Source organism: Micromonospora sp. NBRC 110009 (assembly GCF_030518795.1).
Classification (GTDB): domain Bacteria; phylum Actinomycetota; class Actinomycetes; order Mycobacteriales; family Micromonosporaceae; genus Micromonospora.
The window spans coordinates 4,790,667-4,811,022 of the sequence record NZ_CP130427.1 but is presented as its reverse complement, the minus strand read 5'-3'; the positions used below and the strand labels follow the sequence as shown (position 1 = coordinate 4,811,022).

Genomic DNA, 20,356 nt, shown 5'->3' with positions numbered 1-20,356 from the left:
GACCTCAGGATGCGGAGGGGGCAATCGCATCGAGGAGCTGGAGGTCTTCCTCCGTCAGTCGGAGTGCGCCCGCTGCCACGTTGTCGACGAGGTGTTCCGGGTTGCCCGTCCCGGGGATCGCCAGCACATGGGCGCCCTTCTGCAGGATCCAGGCCAGGCGTACCTGCGCCGCTGAGACGCCGTGCGTACGGGCCACGGCCGCGACTTCGTCGTGCTCGGCCCGGGTGGCCCCGGCCATGCGGCCCTCCCCGACGATGGAGAAGAAGGGCACGAACGCGATGCCGCGCTCCGCGCATGCGCGGAGCATCTCGTCCTCGCCGGGGGTGTCGATGCTGTAGCGGTTCTGGACGCATACCACCGGTGCGATCGCCTGGGCTTCGGCAAGGTGCTGCGGGCGGGCGCCGGAGATGCCGAGGTGCCGGACGAGTCCCGCGTCGCGCAGCTCGGCGAGGGCCCCGAAGTGCTCGCTGATGGAGTCTTGGCCCATGAGACGCAGGTTGACCACGTCGAGGTGGTCGCGGCCGAGCTGGCGCAGGTTCTCCTCCACCTGGCCGCGCAGTTGGTCGGGCCGCGCCGGGGTGGTCCACTCGCCGGCGGCGTCCCGGGCCGGGCCGACCTTGGTGACGATGACGAGATCGTCCGGGTACGGCGCCAGCGCCGAGTTGATCAGCTCGTTGGCCGAGCGCAGCCGGGAGAAGTAGAACGCCGCGGTGTCGATGTGGTTCACGCCGAGCTCGACCGCGCGACGCAGCACGCCGATCGCCTGGCCGCGGTCGCTGGGGGTGCCCTGGTGGAGGGCACCGCTGCCGGTCAGGCGCATGGTGCCGAAACCGATCCTGTTGACCTTGCGGTCACCGAGCAGCCACGTGCCGGCATCTGCCGCGGAGACCGTGTGCGACGTCATCGTTTCCATCAGCTCCATTCGATTGGCCATCGCCCTTCCGTGGTTCAAGGGCGGCGGTCCTGGAGTATGCGCAGGTGGCAGCGATGGCGGGAAGATGCGGAGTGGTGAAGAAATGTCACAGCGGGATCGGGAATTCCCAGTAGGCACGCCGAGTTCTTACTACTGGTGTCTTGAGCCGGCTGGACCGAGTTGGCTGATATCCGCCAGCGTCGGCCGGCGGCGCGCCTGAAGCATGGATGCGTGATCGACAAGAGCGAGTCCCCACTGAGCAACGCCGCATTCCGCCGGGTGTGGATCGGGGCCACCGTGTCGGCGGCCGGAGATGCGGCGAGCTGGGTCGCGTTGGTGGCGTACGCGTTGGGTTTGGCCCAGGGCAGTGTCGCGACCCTTGCCGCGCTCTACACAGCGCCGGTGGCGGTCGGTGGGCTGGTCGCCGGCTGGGCCCTCGACAGGTACGACCGCCGGTGGCTGCTCGTCGCGGACAGCCTGGTGCGGGCGGCAGTGTTCGGCACGGTGCCGCTGGCCGCGGTATGGGGGGGGTTGACCGCTGTCCAGCTGTACCTGGTCGCTGGGGTGTACGGGCTGCTGAAGATGACCAGCCTGGCCGGGTTCCCGGCGCTGATTCCCGAGCTGGTGCCGCCAGGGCAGCGGATGGCCGCCAACGCCCTGGAGTCGGTCAGTTTCGGGATCGCCGGCCTCGTCGGCGCGGTGGGTGCCGGTGTCGCGGTGGCCACGGTCGGGCCCGGGTACGTGGTGGCCTTCGACGCGCTGAGCTACGTGATCTTCGCGTTGTGTCTGGTCGGTACGCGGACAGGCGCCAGGTCGGCGCGGGCCGTCACCGGGCGGGCCACGGTGTCGCGGCGTGGCGGCGGGCTCGGGCCGGTGCTGCGGTTGATGGCCCGTGAACCGGTGCTGCGCGATACCACGGTCATGTTCGCGTTGTTCAACATCGGCGAGGGTGCCCTGCTGGTGGTGTTGCCGGAGCGGGCGGTCGAGTACGGGCTCGGTGCTGGTGGGTACGGCTACCTGGTGGCTGCGGTGACGGGGGGCGAGTTGCTCGCCGCGCTGACTCTGCTGCGCTGGTCCTGGCGGGGGTCGTTGACGCGTTCCGTGGTGTCGGCGTCGCTGGTGGCTGCGGTGGCCGTACTCGGCGTGCTGGTGGCATCTCCGTGGGTTGCCGTCGTTGGTCTGGTCGGGCTGGGTGGTTGTGCGGCGGCGATGACCACGTGGGCGCAGACGCTGCGGATGGCTGCCGCCCCGGCCGACGCGCATGGGCGGTTGTTCGCGTTGCTGCGTACGCTGATGCAGGCCACTCCGCCGTTGGGTGCGGGGCTGGCCGCGCTGACGCTGCGAGACGGCGCTACCGTCACTGTGCTGGCGATCTGCGCGCTGATGGCGGTGCCGGCCCTCGCCTTCGCCCGGGACCTGGCAGCCGCCGGCGCACCGCGTCCCGCCGGCGGCATGACACTCGATCCCGACAGGGCTGGCGCCGGTGGTCAGGCATGATCGCGGAGATGGAGCTCGACTTCGAGCGGTGCTACCAGGCGACCTGCAGCCGCGACCCACGCTTCGACGGCTGGTTCATTGTCGGGGTACGTACCACCGGGATCTACTGCCGACCGAGCTGCCCCTCGCCGGTTTGCCCGAAGCCGGCCAACGTCACCTTTTACCGGACCGCCGCTGCCGCCCAACTCGCCGGGCTGCGCGCTTGCAAGCGCTGCCGCCCGGACGCGGTGCCCGGATCGCCGGAGTGGAACACCCGGGCCGACGTCGTCGGTCGGGCGATGCGGCTGATCGCGGGCGGTGTGGTGGACCGCGAAGGGGTACCTGGGCTGGCGCGGCAGCTCGCGGTCAGCGTCCGGCATCTGCACCGCCTGCTGGTTGAGGCGGTCGGTGCCCCGCCGCTCGCACTGGCTCGCTCGCAGCGGGCGTACCAGGCGCGGCTGCTTGTCGAGACTACCGGGATGCCGTTCGGCGAGGTCGCCTTCGCGGCCGGCTTCGCCAGCATCCGGCAGTTCAACGACACACTCCGGGAGGTCTTCGACGCCACGCCGTCGCAACTGCGGGCGGCGGTGCGCCGGCGCGGCCATCCACACCCGGCCGCCGGCCTCACTCTGCGGCTGGCCGTCCGGCCACCGTACGACCCGGACGGGGTGGTCGGCTGGCTGGCGGCCCGCGCGCTGCCCGGCATCGAGGAGTACGCCGACGGCGCATACCGGCGGGTCCTCCGGCTACCCGGCGGGCCCGGGACCGTAACGCTGCGTCCGGCACCCAACCACGTGCATGCGACGTTCCGGCTGGCCACCGTGGCCGACCTGGGCGCCGCCGTGGCCCGCTGCCGACGCCTGCTCGACCTGGACGCCGACCCGGCGAGCTACCTGCCCGTGCTGGCCGCCGACCCAGCCCTCGCGCCGCTGACCAAAGCGGTGCCCGGTCTGCGGTTACCGGGCCCGGTGGACGGTGCGGAGGTTGCGCTGCGTGCCGTGCTCGGCCCGCACGCGGAGAGCATGGCCGCTGCATTCGGCGAGCCGCTGCCCAGCCCCGACGGCGGGCTGACCCACACGTTTCCGAACCCCGCAGCCATCGCCGCCGCTGACGTCGCGCTACCCGCGGCACGGGCAGGAATGGTGCGGGAGCTGGCGCAACGCCTGGGCACCGGCGAGCTATGCCTGGACGAGGGCGCCGACCGGGCGGCGATCCGCAGCGGCCTGCTCGCCGTGCCCGGTCTCGGGCCCGCCCAGGTCGAAGGCCTCATGCTGCACGCGCTCGGCGATCCGGACGCCTTTCCCGTCGCCGACCCCGGCCTGCAATCGGCGGCCAGGGCGCACGAGCTGCCCGCCGACGCAGCCGGCCTCACGCGGCGTGCCAACCGATGGCGGCCGTGGCGCGGCTACGGGGCCCACCTGCTCTGGCGAGCCCGGTCGATCGTTTGCTCACCTCGACAGCCGGACTCGCGGCCATCGGCGGAGCGGGTCTGCGGGCGACAGACACCCTCTGCTTGACACCAATAAACCTAGCAGGGACCCATCATGTTCGGTATCGGCCGGGATGCTGATGGCAAGCACAAGGCAATCTCACTAGATTCGCCGAGCTGGCCCAAGGGAAGGATCCCAGATCTGTGCAGGCACTACAGGACCAAAAAGCTGGTCAACCGTCCGGACCGGAATTGGTCGGCGACAACGAGCGAGGACGGTCGACGCTGGTCCGACGCGGACTGATTCCCGAGACGCGTCCACAGCAGATTCTCGCGCTGGCGACGTTCGTCAACATGATTGGCAGTGGCGTCTTTATGGTCAGCGCCGCGCTTTTCTTCACCCGCGTCGTCGGGCTCCCATTGGCTCAAGTCGGTCTAGGAATGGGCATCGCGGCTGCTGTTGGTCTTTTTGCTGGTGTGCCGGTCGGGCATCTCGCCGACCGGCGAGGGCCGCGAGAGGTTTACCTCTGGACGCTCGTCATTCAGGGTGCGGCGATGGCGGCGCTGGTGCTCGTGCAGTCGTTCTGGCTGGTCCTGGTGGCGCTGTGCCTGGGTGAACTCGCCAGGTCAGCAGGGGGCGCGGCGCGCGGCCCGCTGGTTCGCGGAGTCGGCGGCGACAGCCTGACCAGGTACCGCGCCTACCTACGCTCGGTCGCGAATCTCGCGGGGAGTTGCGCTGCCGTGGCTGCCGGCTTCGCCGTGCAGTTCGACACACGTCCGGCCTACCTGGCCCTCGTGCTGGGTAACGCGCTCAGTTTCGTGGCGAGTGCCGGCATCATTTCGGCGCTGCCGTCGCTACCGCCCGTCCCCGTGCCGCCAACGGCCAACCGCTGGGAGGCGGTGAAGGATCGCGGGTATCTCGCCGTCACCGTGCTTGACGGCATCATGTCGATTCACCACCAGGTGCTGCTATTCGCCCTGCCGCTCTGGATCGTCCGGCACACCGACGCGCCCCGTTGGCTGGTCGGCGCAGCAGCGCTGGTCAATACCGCTCTGGTGGTACTGCTCCAAGTCAGGGCCAGTCGAGGGGTCGATGGCAACGTCGCCGCGGGGAAAGCCCTGCGCCGTTCGGGTATGGCGTTCTTCATCGGCATGGCCGCGATGGCCGCAGCGGCAGGGCTTCCCTCGTGGCTTGCCCTCGCCGGCATCGTGATGGGCATCGTTGTTCATACGATCGGTGAACTGTGGCACACGGCGGGCTCACTGGAACTCCGATTCAGCCTCGCCCCCGCCCACGCCCAAGGGCAGTACATGGGGCTGTTCGGATTCGCAGCCGGCCTCGCGAACGTGTTTGCTCCCTCCGTGCTGGCGCTGTGCTGCATCGCCTGGGGAGTGCCCGGCTGGCTCCTGCTCGGCGGAGTGTTCGTCGTGGCGGGTCTGGTGACGCCCCCCGTCGTGAGGTGGGCGGAGCGGAGGCGTCCGTACGCGGAGCAACCCGCCCAGTAGGCTCGACTACTGGCCCGTCGACGGCCGTGCTGCCTTGGGATGGCTCAGCTCGAAATCCATGCTTGTCAGTCGGGCGACCGTAGTAGCGGAGTGGTCGGCGATGGTGGATGGCGTCACAGTTCGGCGATGGCTTGGGCGGTGGTGGGCGGCGTGCCAACGGCTTCGATGGGGATACGAGTGGCGGGCTGGGTGGTCAGGCGTGCGGCGCTCACGCGGTCGAGGCGGAGCCAGCGGATCGCTTGACGAGTGTGGCAGTGCCCGACGAGGTACCAGTGTCCTCGGGTGCGGGCCAGGAGCACGGGATCGAGTTGCCGGGTGGTAGGCGTGCCATGCCGGTCGCGGTAATCCACGACGAGGACGCGTTGTGCGTGGAGTGCCTGCTCGATCGCGTGTCGAGTCCGGGCGTCGCCGGGTGTGTCGGTGTGGTCGATCCAGACACGACCGTTCAACGCGGTGGCGTCTTCTCGCGCGCGGGTGTCCATCACGCTGAGCACCTTGACGAGGGCGGCACGGGCGTGGCTGTCGAAGGGCTGTCCGCGGTGGGCGGCCACGGCGGCGGCGAGGCCGGAGACCTCGGCGTCGGTGAAGTTCACCGGCGGGAGGGTCGCGGCGGCGTCAACGACGTAGCCGCCACCGGGTCCGGGTCGAGCCCAGACCGGGAAGCCGCCGTGTTGCAGAGTCGAAATGTCTCGTTTGATGGTGCGGACGCTGACCTCGAAGACCTCGGCGAGTCGTTCCGCCGAGCGCCCGGCGGGCCCCGCGCGCCGCAGTTCCTCACGCAAGGCGTAGAGACGGTCGGTGCGCTTCATCCAATAAATAGTGACATACCGGTGACATTGCTGGGGGTGACGATGGTGCCATGAGCACTTCACGCGAACCGATCATGTTCCTCAGCGGCGCCGGGCTTCCCGCCTGGATCTGGGATGACGTCCGCCGCGACCTCGGCGAAGGGCAGCAGACCTGGGTCGCTTCCCGACCGCAGGGCGGCCGAGCCCGGTTGCGCGACTACGCCCAGGCGGTCATCGACTCCGCACCGCCGGGTGGGTACGCGATCGTCGCGCACTCGGCCGGTGGTGTGATCGGCGCCGAAGTCGCCCGGCTCGTGCCCGAACGCGTCAGCGCGTTCCTGGCGATCAGTGCCGTCATCCCGCAGCCGGGAGGATCGTTCATCTCGGCGATGCCGGTGCCGAACCGGTGGGTGCTCAGTGCCGCGATGCGATTCGCCGGGACCCGGCCGCCGGCCTCGGCGATCAGACGTGGCCTCGCCCATGGTCTGGACGAGGAGGTCGCCGACCGCATCATCGCCGACTTCACGCCCGAGTCACCCGCCCTCTATCGAGACCGGACCGCTCACCGGTCGTGGAGCGGGTGGCGCGGTTACCTGCGCACCACCGGTGACCATGAGCTGCCGATGGCGCTGCAACAACGATGCGCCCAGCGACTCGGCGCCGCCTGGCAGAACGACCTGAATACGGGGCACCTACCGATGCTCGAAGACCACCAAGCCGTCGCGGCTGCAATCAGGCGATTCCTCGATGCAAGGCCGTGACACCGATCGACTGACGGGCAGGAGTCCTCGGTTGGAACAACTTCACGACCAGGACATCTACGTGACCGTCGCTGGAGGACCGACCTACTAGCGTGCGTCGTAAAGTCCGAGCCACCCGGCGGCCGACCACGTCATCGCGCTGAAGGTGCTGCGCCAGATGATCCGGAATGCCGGCGGCTCGGCGACCTGACCTGAGCTTCGCCATCAGCACCTGGCCGGCTGGCTGATCAAAGCACTGCCCTTTCGCCAGCCCGGACGGCGAACGGCAGCACGTTCCCCGGGGGTGGCAGCGGACAGATGAAGGCATCGGAGAACGCACACGGCGGCAGGGTGACGCGGTTGAAGTCCAGCGTGACCGGGCCCGCTGCCGCCGGCAGGGGCAGAAACAGGAACCGGGCCGCGCCGTAGCTCTCCCGTCCACTGGTGGCGTCCCGGAAGGTGAGGTGCGCTTCGCCCTCGTGGCCGGTGTACAGCGCGACCAACTCGGCGTGCTGGCCGCCAACGGTGAAGGCGAACGTGCCGACGACCGGGTAGTCCACCAGCCGGTCGGAGTGGCTGTGTTCGGTGCGCACCGTCTGGTCGGCGTCGGCCGGGGTGAACTCGGCGGCCACCACCCAGGCGGGGTCGGGGCCGAACGCGTCGATGCCGGCGAACCGGCGCACCGCCGGCGCATGTGGGTCGTAGGTCCGTACCGCCACGTCGGCGCCGCGGCGGATGATCTTCAGTTCGACATCGCCCACCATGAGTCGCTGGTCGGGGCGCAGCAGGCCCTCGGCGGTCGGTACGCCGCCAACGAGCAGGCCTTCGGCACCGGACACCCGTACGTCGGTTCCGTCGGCCCACCAGGTGCCGGGAATCCCGTCGATCTCGGTGCGCCCCATTAGCCAGTGAGTGCCGGTCAGCGTGAGGTCCCCGCCCGGCGCCGACACGGCCGTTTCACGGTCGGCATGCCAGGTCTGCCACTGATCAACAAAGGTCACAGTTCCTCCACCAGGTCGACAGGCAGCTGCGGGATGGCAGCCAGCAGGGCACGGGTGTACTCGTCGGCGGGGTTGGTCAGCACGTCCGCAGTCGCGCCGCGCTCGACGACGCGGCCGTGGCGCATGACGAGCACCTCCTGGCACAGCTGGCTGACGATCGCCAGGTCGTGCGAGACCAGCACCAGCGTGAGCCCGAGCCGGTCAACGAGATCCTTCAGCAGGTCGATGATCTGCAGCCGGACCGAGACGTCGAGGGCGCTGACGGGCTCGTCGGCGAGCAGGATCCGCGGGGCCGGTGCGAGCGCCCGCGCGATGGCGATGCGCTGGCGCTGGCCGCCGGAGAACTCGTGCGGGTAGCGCCGTCCGTCTTCCGGGCGCAGCCCTACCGCGGTGAGCACCTCGGCGACGCGCTCGGCGCGGGCCGCCCGGTCCGTACCGATGCGCAGCGAGCGCAGCGGCTCGGCGACGATCGACGCGACCGACATGCGGGGGTTCAGCGACGACCGGGGGTCCTGGAAGACGACCTGGACCTGCCGACGGAACGCGCGGTTTTGAACCCGGTCGAGGGGCTGGCCGGCGAAGCGGATCTCGCCCGAGGTCGGGCGGTCCACACCGAGCAGCTGCCGCAGCAGGGTCGACTTCCCGGCGCCCGACTCGCCGACGATCCCGAGACTGGTCCCCGGGCGCACGGTGACGTCCACCCCGTCGAGCGCCGGGTGGGTACGGCCCGGGAACCATCGGGTGAGCTGATGGCCGCTGAGAATCGGATCGCTCATCGGTCCTCCCTGGGCACGGTCGGGGCCAGCCGGGTCACCCGGGCGGCGCTCGCGACGAGCTGCCGGGCGTAGTCGGAGCGAGGCCGGCGCAGCACGTCGTCGACCGGGCCGGATTCGACCAACCGGCCCGTGCGCATGACCAGGAGATGGCGGGCCAGTCCGGCGACGACCGGCAGGTCGTGGCTGATGAACAGCAGGCCCACCCCGGTCTCCTCGATCAGCTCGTCGAGCAGGGTGAGGATCTGCGCCTGTACGGTCACGTCGAGTGCGGTCGTCGGCTCGTCGGCGATGAGCACCCGGGGCCGGCAGGCGAGGGCCATCGCCAGGGCCACCCGCTGTCGCTGGCCACCGGAGAGTTCGTGCGGCAGGGCCCGTGCCAGCCGGGCCGGGTCAGGCAGGTGCACCCGGTCGCACCATTCGATCGCGCGGCGCTCGGCGTCGCTGCGGTTGAGGCCCTGGTGCAGCCGTACCGGACCGGCGATCTGGCGGCCGACCGGCATCAGCGGGTCCAGGGCGGTCAGGGGCTCCTGGAACACCATGCTGACGGTGCGGCCGCGGACCCGACGCCACTGCCGGTCCGGCGCGCCGAGGTGGTCCTCGCCGTCGATGAGGAGGCGGCCGCTCGTGCGCATGCCCGGCGGTAGCAGCCCCAGCAGCGCCAGCGCGGTCAGCGATTTGCCCGAACCGGATTCGCCGATGAGGCCGACCCGGTCGCGGGCGTCGAGGCCGAACGAGACGTCGCGAACGAGCGGCTGTCCGTTGAGCGTGATGGTCAGCCCGGTGGTCTCCAGGACGGTCATCGGTCCGTTGCCTGCCTTTCCTGCCGTAGCTGCGGGTCGAGGACTTCCCGCAGGCCGTCACCGAGCAGGTTGACCCCGACGACCGTGACGGCGACTGCGAGGCCGGGCAGCAGGACGTTCCACGGGGCCACGCTCACCGTCGACTGCGCCTCCTGGAGCATGCGGCCCCACGACGGCGCGGGCGGCGGAGTGCCGAGCCCCAGGTACGACAGCGACGCCTCGGCGATGACCGCGACGCCGAAGGCGAGGGCGGCCTGCACCAGCAGGGTGTGCCAGATGTTGGGCAGGACGTGCCGGACCAGGATCATCAGTGGGCCGGTGCCACAGGTACGCGCCGCGAGTACGTAGTCCTGGGTGAACACCCGGCTCGCCGAGATCCGGGTCAGCCGGGCGACCTCGGCGGAGACGCCGATCCCGATCGCGCTGATCGCGACTGCGGTCGACGCGCCGTACACGGTGACCAGCAGCATCGCCAGCAGCAGGGTCGGGAAGGCGATCACGATGTCGATCACTCCGACGACGGCGTTCTCGACGAACCGGCCGGCGGCCGCCGCGAGCAGGCCCAACGGGGCGCCGATGACGAACGCCACCGCGACTGAGGCCAGCCCGATCCACACCGCGGTACGCGCGCCGAGCATCAGTTGGGTGAATTGGTCACGGCCCAGGCGATCGGTGCCCGCCCAGTGCCGTGCGGACGGGCCCGCCAGCCGGGCCGCCGGTTCGGTGTGGTCCAGCCCGTACGGGGACCAGACCAGCGACACCAGCGCCAGGGCGAGAACCGCCAGCAGCAGCGCCGCGCCGAGCGCGAACGACGGCGAGCGCCAGCCTCGGCGTCGCCGGGCAGCGGTGTCGAGTGCCTCGATTGTTTCGACCGCTTCGACCAAGGGTGTGCTCATGTCCGTGCTCTCAGTCTCGGGTCGACCAGCCGCTGCACGACATCCACGACGAGCCCCATCACCAGCACGGTCGCCGTCATGAGGAAGACGGTGCCCTGCACGATCGGCAGATCGCGGGCCTTGACGCTGGTCAACAGCAGCGAGCCCAGGCCGGGCAGGGCGAAGACGCTCTCGATGACCACGGTGCCCAGCAGTGAGCTGGCCAGCAGGATGCCCAGGATCTGGACCACGGTTGCGGCGCCGTTGCGGGGTCCGTGCCGCCACAGCGCCCGCGGCAGGCTGTACCCGAGGGAGCGGGCGGTGCGCACGTACTCCTGGCTCAGCACGTCGAGCGTCGCCGAGCGTACGTAGCGCACCAGCACCGACCCCTGTGCGATGGTCAGCGCCGCCACCGGTAGAACCAGGGACTGGATCGCGGCTGCCGGGTCCTGCCAGCCGGTGCGGGGAAACCCGCCCGGCGGCAGCGCCCGCCACTGCACCGCGACCAGCCAGACCACCACGATCCCGACCCAGAAGATGGGCAGCGCGATCCCCAACTGCGCCAGCGTCGACACCGCCACCCCGAGCAGACCCCGCCGCCGTACCGCGGCGAACACCCCGATCGGTACGGCCACGACGATCGACAGCACGAACGCGCTCAGCGCCAGCGGTACGGTGACCGGAAGCCGGCCGGCGATCTGATCGAGCACCGGTATCTGGGTGAACAGGCTGTCCCCGAGGTTCCCGGTCACCAGGTCGCCCAACCAGTGGCCGTACTGCGTCAGCACAGGCCGGTCGGTGCCGAGCTGGTGCCGGATTGCATTGATCTGGTCCGGGGAGGACCCGACCGCCAGCAGCGTGACGGCCGGGTCACCCGGTAGGACCCGGAGCAGGAAGAACACCGCCGAGCCCGCGACGAACAGCGAACCGATCAGCCAGGCGACCCGACGGATGAGGTAGCTGAGCACCCGCTTATCGCCTAGCGCTTGGTGATCGGCGCGACATAGAAGCTGTCCGTGGTGTTGTTCTTCTGGTAGCCAGCGACCGAGGTGCTGGCGACCTTGATGGCGGGGTCGAGGAACAGCCAGGCGCTCGCCGCGTCCTCGGAGATCTGCCGTGCCACCTTCTTCAGCAGGGCGGTCTGCTCGTCGGGCGTCGCGGCGGTCTCGGAGTCCTTGACCCACTTCTGCACCTGCGGGTTGTCGTACTGCCAGTAGAACGTCGGGTCGCCGTACCAGACCAGGTCGCGCTGGTTGACGTGGGTCATGATGGTGGCCTGGAAGTTGTGGTTCTTGTAGACCTTGTCGGTCCAGGTCGCGTCGTCAACGGGGTTCAGCGTGATGGTGATACCGGCCTGGGCGAGCTGGCTCTTCAGCCCCTGCGCGATGATGTTGATCGCGTCCGACGGTACGTAGTCGACAGTGAAGGACAGACCGCGTGCGTATCCGGCCTTGGCCAGCAACTGCTTGGCGCCGGCCACGTCGTGGTCGTCGATGCCGCTCAGGTCCTCGTACCAGGGGTCCGTGGGCGGAACCATGGAGCCGATGACCTGGCCCCGGTCGGCCCACACCGCCGTCAGCAGCGCCTTGCGGTCAACGGCCTGCCGGATGGCGTGCCGTACGTCCGGGTTGGTGAACGGGGCGATGGCATCGTTGAAGTTGAACAGTTCCTTCGTCGTCGACGTGCCTTCCACGATGGAGAACTGCGGCTGGTTCTCGAACTGGGTGAGCACATCCGGCGAGGACACCTGAGTCACCAGGTCGAGTTGGCCGGCGAGCAGCGCGTTGTTCTCGGCGGTGGCGTCCTTGAAGAAGCGGTACACCACCTGCTTGTTGCTGGCCTTCGTGCCCCAGTACTTGTCGTTGCGGGTCAGGGTGATGGAGTCGCCCTGCTTCCAGGAGGTCAGGGTGTACGGGCCGGTGCCGATCACCGTCGCCTCCGGGTTGCCGGCGTCGGGCTTGGTGACAGCCGCGCCGGTGCTGGTGAGGTAGAACAGGAACGATTGCGACCGCGTCGACAGGGTGACCTTGACGGTGTCATCCTCCGGCGCCTCGATCGTCTTCATGATCGAGAGGTTCTTCTTGCGGGCGCTGGTCGACTCGTCGGACGTCACCCGCTTGAGCGCGGCCACCACGTCGCTGGACTTCACTGGGGTGCCGTCGGAGAAGGCCACGCCGGGCTGCAGGTGGAACGTGTAGACCGTGCCGTCCGGCGACACGTCCCACGACTTGGCCAGCAGCGGCTCGACCTTGCCGTCGTCGGTCAGCACCGTGAGCCCCTCGACGACGTTGCGCAGCAGCACCTGGGCGTGGCCGGTGTTGCCGCCCTTGATCGTATTGAGCGTCGTCGGCTCGTTCAGCGAACCGACCGTGATCGTCGCGTCGGGTTCGGCGGCGCCCGTCGCCCCGGGGCTCGTCGACGAGCCGCAAGCGGCGAGCAGCACCGCGAGGGTGGTGGCGGCCGCGAGCGCGCCGAGCGGGCGCAACCGGCGTGCGAAGGGTAGGCCAGCCGAGGGGCTGCGGTGAGAGATCATGTCCTTACTCCAGGCAGACGGAACCTGCGTCACGCGAGCGCGGGACGCAGTGATTGAAGCTCGTAAATGAGGAAGATCAGACGTTGATGACGGCGCGCGGGCAGCGTGGCGCGGCAGCCACGGGCGCGGGCCGGGGTGTCAGACCGTCAACAACAGCAGATACGGCGCGCGGCGACGACACGGACCGCCAGCGGGGTCCGGTCCAACGACGGCGCAGTGTTCACGCAGGTCAGGCTACATGATCACGCAGTTGGGGCGGCAAGCCGGCGCTCGTGTCCTTCGACACAGATCCGAGCCCCGTGTGCAATCGCTACGTGGCGTGCGTGCGTGGTGAGGGACCGGGAGGCGGCTCAAGTCCGAGCCCTCACCGTTGCGGGAGCAACTCATCGCGTCGGTATCGTCACGGCCGCGCAGCCAGCCCGGCGAGGGTCGCACTGGCGACGCCGCCGAGGAAACCTCGGCGCGAGACGGTGGTCGGGTCGAGAACGTTCATGAGCGCCTCCGATCGCGCAGGGGAAGGCCGCCGTCCCGCATGGGCGCGGGCGGGGGGGAAAAGGGTCAGCGCTCATTCGTCTCAGGACGCCTGATCTTGATTCGCTGCCAGGTATCCGCAACGGGCGACTGGTCGGGTTGGCCGCGCCTCGTCTGGGTCCTGAATCTATGACCTACTGGCGAGGCGGCTGCTGACGGCTTGGTTCGCCGGTCGCGAGGCTCGGCCGCCCTGCAAGCCAGCCGCCTGGTCGCGATTTTCCGGTCGGCCAGCAAGGCAAAGGGCGTCCGTAACGACGATCGTCGGCTCAACGTTGTGCAAATGGACAGAATCGGTTCCTGTCCCGGCCGGAACGATCCGGCGCGTCCCTCTGGCGTAAGGATTCCATGTCTCTACACCGCCAACGACGCCGCAAGCTGGTCAGCGCATCCGCGGGGAGTGCGCTGACCGCCAACACCATCGGGCTACCGCCGGCCATCGCCGCGAACACGGCACCGCGCCAGGCCGACCTCGCCAGGGCCCGAACCCGGCGAAAGAGCCTGGCCTTTGCAGCGGTGGGACTGTCCGCCATCGTGGCTGCGCCCGGCGTGGCAAACGCCATCGCAAACGGCACTCCCGTGGCCGGTGATCAATACCAGTTCTCAACGAAGCTCACCATGACCAACATCCCGCGCTCCGACGGCACCGTCTACGACAGCGCCTGCTCCGGCGCTCTGGTCGCACCGCAGTGGATCATCACCGCCGGGCACTGCTTCCATGACACCTCCGGCAGGAGAGTCAGCGGACCGGTGCCGTACGCGACCACCGCGACCGTCGGACGCACGGACCTGACAGCCACCAACGGGTATGTCGTCGACGTCGTCGAGGTGCGGCAGGCATCCCGACACGATGTGGCGCTGGCCAAGCTCGCCACACCGATCGCGGACATCACGCCGCTGTCGGTCAGCGCCAGCTCCCCGAAGACCCGCACGATCCTGCGGATGACCGGCTGGGGTTCCACCGGTTCGGTCAACCCCACGCCCGCAACCCACCTCCAGACCGGCCAGTTCAAGATCACCCGAGTTACCGGTTCCTCCGCCATGGTGGTCGGCTACGCGCCCGCGGCTGACACCAGCGCATGCCTCTGGGACTCCGGCGCTCCGTACTTCACCGAAGACACGTACGGCACGCAGACGCTGGTCTCAGTTGAATCCGACGGGCCGTCGTGCCCGCACTCCCAAGAGGAGACGACGGCGCGGGTGGATCGGATCGCCGACTGGATCCGGCAGACCAGCGGCGCCACGATCGTTTCAGCAGGACGGACCGGCGGCAAAGGCCGATGACCCAGCGCTGACCGTGATGATGCATCGGGGCTTGTGCCTCGCTGCAAGCGCGCCACCACTATGCGGATCCGACTAGCAACGGGGACGTCTCCCTGCTAAAGGGCTGCGGTGGTGTCCGGCTTCCTGGTCCGGACACCACCGCCGTCACTTCTCCGGGTGCGCGCCTCTGAGGAGGCACGATGGATGCCACTGCCGGGCTGATCGCGCGACTCGACGCCGCGGAGACCGAGGCGGGCGTGGTGCGTCTACGACAGCGCAGCTACGAGCTGCTGGACCTCTCCCCCGGCGCCTCGTTAGTGGACGTGGGCTGCGGAATTCCTCAACCGTGAGCTGGCCGACAACCGGCTGGAAGCTCTGAGCTGGTGGGCGGAACGTTCGCTCTCGGATCGGGAACTCGACTGGCAGCGGGCCGATCTCCGCGCGCTCCGCGAGAGGTCCGACAGCGAGCGAGCGTGGGTCGTGGTGGGGCTGATCGAGGCGTCGCGGGATCTGCGGCGGTGGTGCGGCGAAGCGTTCCAGGCGGCGACGACCAGGTAGTTCCCCTGTCAGCCGGGTCGGCCGCGCTCGCCGCGGGCCGTCCGTACCCCCTCGGAGGGCGCATGCGCCGGATGATCACGCGGGCTCTGCTGACGGGAAGACAGGCGTGAGCGTACGCGGCCGACCCATGTTCCCTGCGGGTAGAGCCGGCCGCGAACGCCTGGCTGGGACGTGCGTTGACCAGCGTCGACCCGCCCGTTCGGGTTCTTGGCGACATGCCAGGTTATGCCACGAAGGCGGTGCCGGTTGCGGTAAGTGTGGAGGAGGAGGTGTCCGATGACGCTGCCGTACGCGACCTTGCCGGGCGACCTCGACCACCTGATCGCCGATGACCACGTGGTGGCGAACCGCCTCTTCGAGCACCTCGAGGCCGGACGCGGTGACCGGCGCATGCTGGTCGACCAGGTGAGTTACGGCCGCGCCCTGCACGCCCACGCCGAGGAGGAGGTGTTGTATCCGGCGCTGGCCGAGATCGGCGCCGCCGCGGACGCCGAGGAGGGGCGGGACGAGCACCAGGCCCTCAAGAGGCTGCTCGTCCTGCTTGACCATGCGGACCCCGGCAGCCATAAATTCGAGCAGGCGCTGAACAAGCTGATCGGCGGTATCCGGCACCACATCGAGAAGGAGGAACGGGAGTTCCTGCCGGCGCTGCGTCGGGCGGTGGGCACGGAGGAGATGGGTCGGCTCGGCGAGCGGTACCTCGCCGCCAAGCGGTCGGCCCCGGCCCGCTCGCATCCCACCGTCCCGCCCACCGGACGCCGTCGCAGGCTCATGCACATGGCCGCCGGGTTCATGGACAAGGTAGGCGACCGGGTATCCGGCCGCAGCAACGTCCTGTCGACCGACGCCTCCTGGCTGCTCGACACCCAGGCGCAGCGGATCCTCGACACCTGGTCCCGACTGGTACTGGCCCCGTACGAGCTCCTCACCCTCGAGCAGGCCCGCCAGCAGCCGAGCCTCGCCGACGCGGCGATGGAGATCCTGCAGCAGGACGGGCGGCCGACGGACCCCGAGGAGGTCGGATCGGCAGCGGACGTCACCGTGCCCGGCCCGGGTGGTGATCTGGTCGTACGCGTCTACAAGCCGCTCGGCCAGACCCCCGATCCGGTGCCCGTCGTGATGTGGGTACACGGTGGCGGTTGGATCCTGTTCACGAACGACGACTATGACGCGTCCTGCCGCGCCCTGGTCAACCGGACGGGCGCGATCGTGGTGTCGCCGGAGTATCGCAAGGCTCCCGAGCACGTGTTCCCGGCCGCCCACGAGGACGTGCTGGCCACCTACCGGTGGCTCCGGACCAACGCCACCGGGCTCGGCGGCGACCCGTCACGCATCGCCATCGGTGGCGAGGGCGTCGGGGCGAACATGGCGGCCGCGACCTGCGGTCAGCTCAAGCAGGCCGGTGAGCCACTGCCCGTGGCGCAGGTGCTCGTCTGCCCGCTGACCACCACCGCCCAGTACGGCGTATCCATGCGGGACGCCGCAGACGCCCGGCCGCTGAATCGTCCACTGCTGTCCTGGATGATGATGCACGCCTTCCGTGGCGTGACCGACAGCATGAAAGACCCCAGGGTCGATCTGCTCCCGCTCTCCGCGCAGGGCCTCGCCGGTCTGCCGCCGACACTGATCGTCACCACTGACCGCGACGTGCTGCAGAGCCAGGGCGACGAGTGGTGCGCCCGCTTGGAGGCCGCCGGCGTGCGGGCCACGTCGGTCCGTTACGGGGGAGTGATGCACGACTTCTTCGGCCTTGCCGCGGTGCTGGACAAGGCCGCGCACGCCCAAGAGGAGGTCGCCCTCCACCTGCGCCAGGCGTTCGGGAAGGCCCCGGCTGCACATCCGTTGGATGGTGCGCCAATGCGAGGGCCCAAGGTCATCGGGTGACGCTGGCTACCATGTCGCGGATTGGGCCCTGTTTGGCCCGACGACCCCCGCGGAACACTCCGTGTGAAGCAGGACGCTCGACCGCCTGTAACCTGCGGGAACGCTGAACCGCACGCGGGGCCACTGCAATTCAGCGCCGTTCGGCGCTGTCGGATGCAGTTCGTGCGCCGTTGAATGCTCCACGCTGCTCCCAACCCGCTCCCCCAATCGGTGGGGTGCCCTTCTGCGGGGTGACCGTCAGCTTCCAGTCGAGCGAGTGAAACTCCGCTATCACGACTGACTAACCCAAACCGCGTGGCCGCCGCTTTCTCCGAGCCTGTCAGGCTCGAAGCGGCGCCCACGACGGCTCTCAGAGCACGGCCGCGACCGGCATGTCGTGACCGACATCCCCAGGGGAGGAGCAACGTAGGGGCCCGCTGGCACCACGGGCGCCAACATGAGCGGACCGGCCTGTGCGGCTATCCGGCGGCGGTGGTGCCACTCTCAGCGAGGCCCACGGTGGTTCTCGGACGCTGCCCACGGGGCGGCACCGTCTCCGGGGCGTATGAGCCCGGTCTCGTACGCCAGCACGACCAGCTGCACCCGGCTGGTCATCGCGAGCTTGGCTAGGATCCGGTTTACGTGTGTCTTGACCGTCGTGTCCGCCACCACCAGGTGCGCGGCGATCTCGTCGTTCGCCAACCCCCGCGCGATCAGCGTGAACACCTCCAGTTCCCGCTCGGTGAGGGTCGCGAGCGGCGTGGGCACCCCGTCCACGGGCGGGGGACGCCGTACATGCTCTTCGATCAGCCGTCGGGTCAGTGACGGCGCGAGCAGGGACTCCCCCGCCGCGACCGTTTCCACCCCCGCAACGAGCCGGTCTGGTGGCGTCGCCTTCAACAGGAAGCCGGCGGCCCCGGCCTTGAGCGCGCCGTAGACGTACGCGTCGAGGTCGTACGTCGTCAGGACCAGCACCCGCGACGGGAGGCCAGCGTCGGTGATCCGCGCGGTGGCCGCGATGCCATCGAGCACTGGCATCCGGATGTCCATGAGCACGACATCTGGCCGCGTGCGTCGTACTGTCTCCACCGCCTCGCGGCCGTCCGCGGCCAGCCCCACCACGTCGATGTCGCGGGCCCTGAGCACCATCTCCAGGCCGGAGCGGACGAGGTCCTGATCGTCGGCGACGACGACGCTGGTCATGGCGTGGCCACCGGGAGGGTCGCGTCGAGCTGGAAACTGCCGTCGCTGCCGGTGCCGTGCGACAAGGTGCCGCCGAGCAGCGAGACGCGCTCGGCGATGCCGAGCAGCCCGAGCCCGCTTCCCAGTCCGTTGCTGCCGTTGCTCGGATTCGAGGCGCGGATCGTGAGAGCTGTGGGTGTGCAGGAGAGGCGGAGGGCGGCGGTCCGATCCGCGCCGTAGCGCAGCGCGTTGGTCAGCGCCTCCTGGACGATCCGGTACGCCGAGACGTCGACGCCGACCGGCAGCACGGGCAGCGGCTCATCCACGTCGACGGCGACGTTCAGGCCGTCGGCGCGGAACCGCTCGACGAGCTCGGGCAGGTCCGCCAGGCCCGGGGCCGGCTGCAGGCCCAGCTCGCCGGCGTGGTCACGGATCACGTGCAGCAGCCTCCCGGTCTCGGACAGGGCGCGCCGCCCGGTCGCGGCGACCGTCGCGAGGATCTGTTCGGCGCGGTCGGGGTCGCTGCGGACTAAGTCCTGGGCGGCGGCGGTCTGCACCACCATGGCGCTGACGGAGTGCGCGATCACGTCGTGCAGCTCGCGGGCAATTCGGTCCCGCTCGGCGCGCACCGCCTCGCGCTTGACCAATTCCTGGTTGTGCTCGAGCAGCCCCTTCTGCTCGGCCAGCCTTCGGGTCAGCCGGCCCAGGACGTACGGCGGCGCGATCAGCGCGGCCACGAAGATCACGTCAGACCAGTTGTGGTGGCGCTGATCGACGAACGCGTAGTCGGCTAATACCACCGCCGCCATCACCGCGACGCCGACCAACCCGCGCAGGTCGCGCACCCAGCGGGCGAGCGAGAACACCGCCAGGGCCCAGATCGGGATCGGAACGCTGGCCTCGTCGAGCTGCGGGCCGACCCAGGGAATCGCCAGCAGCACCACGGCGGCGAGCGTCGCCAGCACCAGCGGGTTGCGCCGTCGGAAGACCAGCAGGATGCAGGCCACGACCTCGAGCACGGCGCCGTACCCCCACAGCCGAGGGCGCAACGCCGCCATCTCGGCGACACCGACCACGGCGAGCGCCACCGGCAGTGCGGCGTCTCGCGCGAGGGTTCGCCATGTAATGGTCACGGGTTGAGCGTATGACCAGGCCAGCCCCTTACGCGCCCACCGTTGGGTGAAGCTGTTCTCCACCCTGGGGTGGACATACGTGCGTGCCCAGCGCTGACGACTTCGGCGTGCCCGCCTTCCTAGCGTCTCGGTACGACGGTCGGCAGGGGGCCGACCACGTGCTGAGGAGGATCCATGTTGGAGTCAGTAGAGAGGCAACGGACGATTGGACGCTTCGCCTGGGTGATGGCGTGGTTCGGCCTGGTGGCCGGACAGCTGCACGCGCTGGCGCGACACAACACCGTCGATGGGAAGGGCGACCTAGAGCTGCCGCTGACCCGCCTGTGGTCGGACCCGGCCCGCTCTGCGCTGAAGCCGTTGCTCGACTGGGCGAACCCGGACACCGTCTACCTGACCTACGGGAAGATCTGGCTACCCGTGTTCGTGGCGTTCACCCTGTGCGCGTTCGTCGTGCACCGGCGGCGTCGCCCGGTCGGTTTCGAAAAGTGGGCCTGGCGGGTAGCGCTGACCGGCTACGTGTGGGCCTGCGTCGGGGTGTTCTGCGACTACTGGACCCAGTTCGGCACCTACAACGCGTTTTTCGAGACTGCTTTCCTGATCACGTTGCCCGGCCTGCTGCTGACCCTGATCGGGTCGACGATGCTCGGCATCGCCCTGCTCCGCAGCGGCCTCACCCCGAAGCTGCCGGCGTGGCTGCTCGCCCTACAGATCCCGCTGGCACTCGGCATCGCCCAGGTCACGTCGATGGGCAGCATGGCCCTGCCCGTGATCTTCGCCTTCGGGATTTATGGCCACCAGATGGCCCGGGAGCGCACCTACACGGAGGTCGTCGGCGCCGCGACCGTTGCGAGACCTTCTCAACGCAGCGTCCGCAACGGGTGATCACGAAGGGCGGTCTGCAGCTCGCCCTTCGTATCGGCGGCGTGGACGAAGCATCCGCGCCGGGTGCTGCACGGACTCGCGTTCGTACCGGCCCTGCCGCCGGCGCCGGA

19 protein-coding genes are annotated in these 20,356 nt (G+C 69.7%); 8 read left to right on the top strand and 11 right to left on the bottom strand.

Features of this window, described 5'->3' with window-relative positions; all coding sequences use genetic code 11:
* Positions 1 to 4 precede the first annotated feature (4 nt).
* A complete protein-coding gene (locus tag Q2K19_RS22795; protein WP_302772713.1) occupies positions 5 to 904 on the bottom strand; it encodes an oxidoreductase in 900 nt (299 codons plus the stop codon).
* Between the two features lie 240 nt (positions 905 to 1,144).
* On the opposite strand from Q2K19_RS22795, the gene Q2K19_RS22790 reads away from it, so the two are divergent.
* From Q2K19_RS22790 to Q2K19_RS22780, 3 genes are all read left to right on the top strand, one after another.
* Positions 1,145 to 2,410 (top strand): MFS transporter, encoded by a 1,266-nt coding sequence (locus Q2K19_RS22790; protein WP_302763563.1) that lies wholly within the window; start codon positions 1,145 to 1,147, stop codon positions 2,408 to 2,410.
* A gap of 8 nt (positions 2,411 to 2,418) precedes the next feature.
* Positions 2,419 to 3,906 carry a DNA-3-methyladenine glycosylase 2 family protein gene (locus Q2K19_RS22785; RefSeq protein WP_302763562.1) on the top strand — a complete coding sequence of 496 codons (1,488 nt, stop codon included), beginning with the start codon at positions 2,419 to 2,421 and terminating at the stop codon, positions 3,904 to 3,906.
* Between the two features lie 116 nt (positions 3,907 to 4,022).
* Entirely contained in the window at positions 4,023 to 5,324 is a 1,302-nt protein-coding gene (locus tag Q2K19_RS22780; protein ID WP_302763560.1) for an MFS transporter, read from the top strand.
* A 113-nt stretch (positions 5,325 to 5,437) separates the two neighbouring features.
* Here Q2K19_RS22780 and Q2K19_RS22775 read toward each other — a convergent pair whose 3' ends face one another.
* A complete protein-coding gene (locus Q2K19_RS22775; protein WP_302763559.1) occupies positions 5,438 to 6,133 on the bottom strand; it encodes a helix-turn-helix transcriptional regulator in 696 nt (231 codons plus the stop codon).
* A 50-nt stretch (positions 6,134 to 6,183) separates the two neighbouring features.
* On the opposite strand from Q2K19_RS22775, the gene Q2K19_RS22770 reads away from it, so the two are divergent.
* Positions 6,184 to 6,873: an alpha/beta fold hydrolase gene (locus Q2K19_RS22770; RefSeq protein WP_302763558.1), complete on the top strand. Its 690-nt coding sequence runs from the start codon at positions 6,184 to 6,186 to the stop codon at positions 6,871 to 6,873.
* A 227-nt stretch (positions 6,874 to 7,100) separates the two neighbouring features.
* On the opposite strand, the gene Q2K19_RS22765 is transcribed toward Q2K19_RS22770, so the two are convergent.
* The 7 genes from Q2K19_RS22765 to Q2K19_RS22735 form a co-directional block, all read right to left on the bottom strand.
* Entirely contained in the window at positions 7,101 to 7,853 is a 753-nt protein-coding gene (locus Q2K19_RS22765; RefSeq protein ID WP_302763556.1) for a DUF1684 domain-containing protein, read from the bottom strand.
* Complete coding sequence (locus Q2K19_RS22760; RefSeq protein WP_302763555.1) at positions 7,850 to 8,629, bottom strand: ATP-binding cassette domain-containing protein; 780 nt, start codon at positions 8,627 to 8,629, stop codon at positions 7,850 to 7,852. The genes Q2K19_RS22765 and Q2K19_RS22760 overlap by 4 nt, the downstream gene beginning before the upstream one ends.
* Positions 8,626 to 9,429, bottom strand: coding sequence for an ATP-binding cassette domain-containing protein (locus tag Q2K19_RS22755; protein WP_302763554.1), 804 nt, complete (start codon positions 9,427 to 9,429; stop codon positions 8,626 to 8,628). Before Q2K19_RS22755 ends, Q2K19_RS22760 begins: the two co-directional genes overlap by 4 nt.
* Positions 9,426 to 10,325, bottom strand: coding sequence for an ABC transporter permease (locus Q2K19_RS22750; protein WP_302763551.1), 900 nt, complete (start codon positions 10,323 to 10,325; stop codon positions 9,426 to 9,428). The genes Q2K19_RS22755 and Q2K19_RS22750 overlap by 4 nt, the downstream gene beginning before the upstream one ends.
* Positions 10,322 to 11,272, bottom strand: coding sequence for an ABC transporter permease (locus Q2K19_RS22745; protein ID WP_302763549.1), 951 nt, complete (start codon positions 11,270 to 11,272; stop codon positions 10,322 to 10,324). The genes Q2K19_RS22750 and Q2K19_RS22745 overlap by 4 nt, the downstream gene beginning before the upstream one ends.
* Before the next feature lie 11 nt (positions 11,273 to 11,283).
* On the bottom strand, positions 11,284 to 12,837 hold the full coding sequence (locus Q2K19_RS22740) for an ABC transporter substrate-binding protein (RefSeq protein WP_302763547.1): 1,554 nt from the start codon (positions 12,835 to 12,837) through the stop codon (positions 11,284 to 11,286).
* Between the two features lie 400 nt (positions 12,838 to 13,237).
* Positions 13,238 to 13,330 (bottom strand): twin-arginine translocation signal domain-containing protein, encoded by a 93-nt coding sequence (locus Q2K19_RS22735; RefSeq protein ID WP_302763546.1) that lies wholly within the window; start codon positions 13,328 to 13,330, stop codon positions 13,238 to 13,240.
* A gap of 383 nt (positions 13,331 to 13,713) precedes the next feature.
* On the opposite strand from Q2K19_RS22735, the gene Q2K19_RS22730 reads away from it, so the two are divergent.
* The 3 genes from Q2K19_RS22730 (at position 13,714) to Q2K19_RS22720 (ending at position 17,070) form a co-directional block, all read left to right on the top strand.
* A complete protein-coding gene (locus tag Q2K19_RS22730) occupies positions 13,714 to 14,649 on the top strand; it encodes a S1 family peptidase (protein ID WP_302763544.1) in 936 nt (311 codons plus the stop codon).
* 179 nt (positions 14,650 to 14,828) lie between these two features.
* A complete protein-coding gene (locus Q2K19_RS22725) occupies positions 14,829 to 14,978 on the top strand; it encodes a hypothetical protein (protein ID WP_302763543.1) in 150 nt (49 codons plus the stop codon).
* A 484-nt stretch (positions 14,979 to 15,462) separates the two neighbouring features.
* Positions 15,463 to 17,070, top strand: a complete 1,608-nt coding sequence (locus tag Q2K19_RS22720) for an alpha/beta hydrolase fold domain-containing protein (protein ID WP_302763542.1) — start codon at positions 15,463 to 15,465, stop codon at positions 17,068 to 17,070.
* A gap of 483 nt (positions 17,071 to 17,553) precedes the next feature.
* Here Q2K19_RS22720 and Q2K19_RS22715 read toward each other — a convergent pair whose 3' ends face one another.
* Both Q2K19_RS22715 and Q2K19_RS22710 read right to left on the bottom strand, forming a co-directional pair.
* Positions 17,554 to 18,252 carry a response regulator gene (locus tag Q2K19_RS22715; RefSeq protein WP_302763541.1) on the bottom strand — a complete coding sequence of 233 codons (699 nt, stop codon included), beginning with the start codon at positions 18,250 to 18,252 and terminating at the stop codon, positions 17,554 to 17,556.
* Positions 18,249 to 19,364 (bottom strand): sensor histidine kinase, encoded by a 1,116-nt coding sequence (locus Q2K19_RS22710; RefSeq protein WP_302763540.1) that lies wholly within the window; start codon positions 19,362 to 19,364, stop codon positions 18,249 to 18,251. The genes Q2K19_RS22715 and Q2K19_RS22710 overlap by 4 nt, the downstream gene beginning before the upstream one ends.
* A 174-nt stretch (positions 19,365 to 19,538) precedes the next feature.
* On the opposite strand from Q2K19_RS22710, the gene Q2K19_RS22705 reads away from it, so the two are divergent.
* Positions 19,539 to 20,246, top strand: coding sequence for a hypothetical protein (locus Q2K19_RS22705; protein ID WP_302763538.1), 708 nt, complete (start codon positions 19,539 to 19,541; stop codon positions 20,244 to 20,246).
* The last annotated feature ends 110 nt before the right edge of the window (positions 20,247 to 20,356 follow it).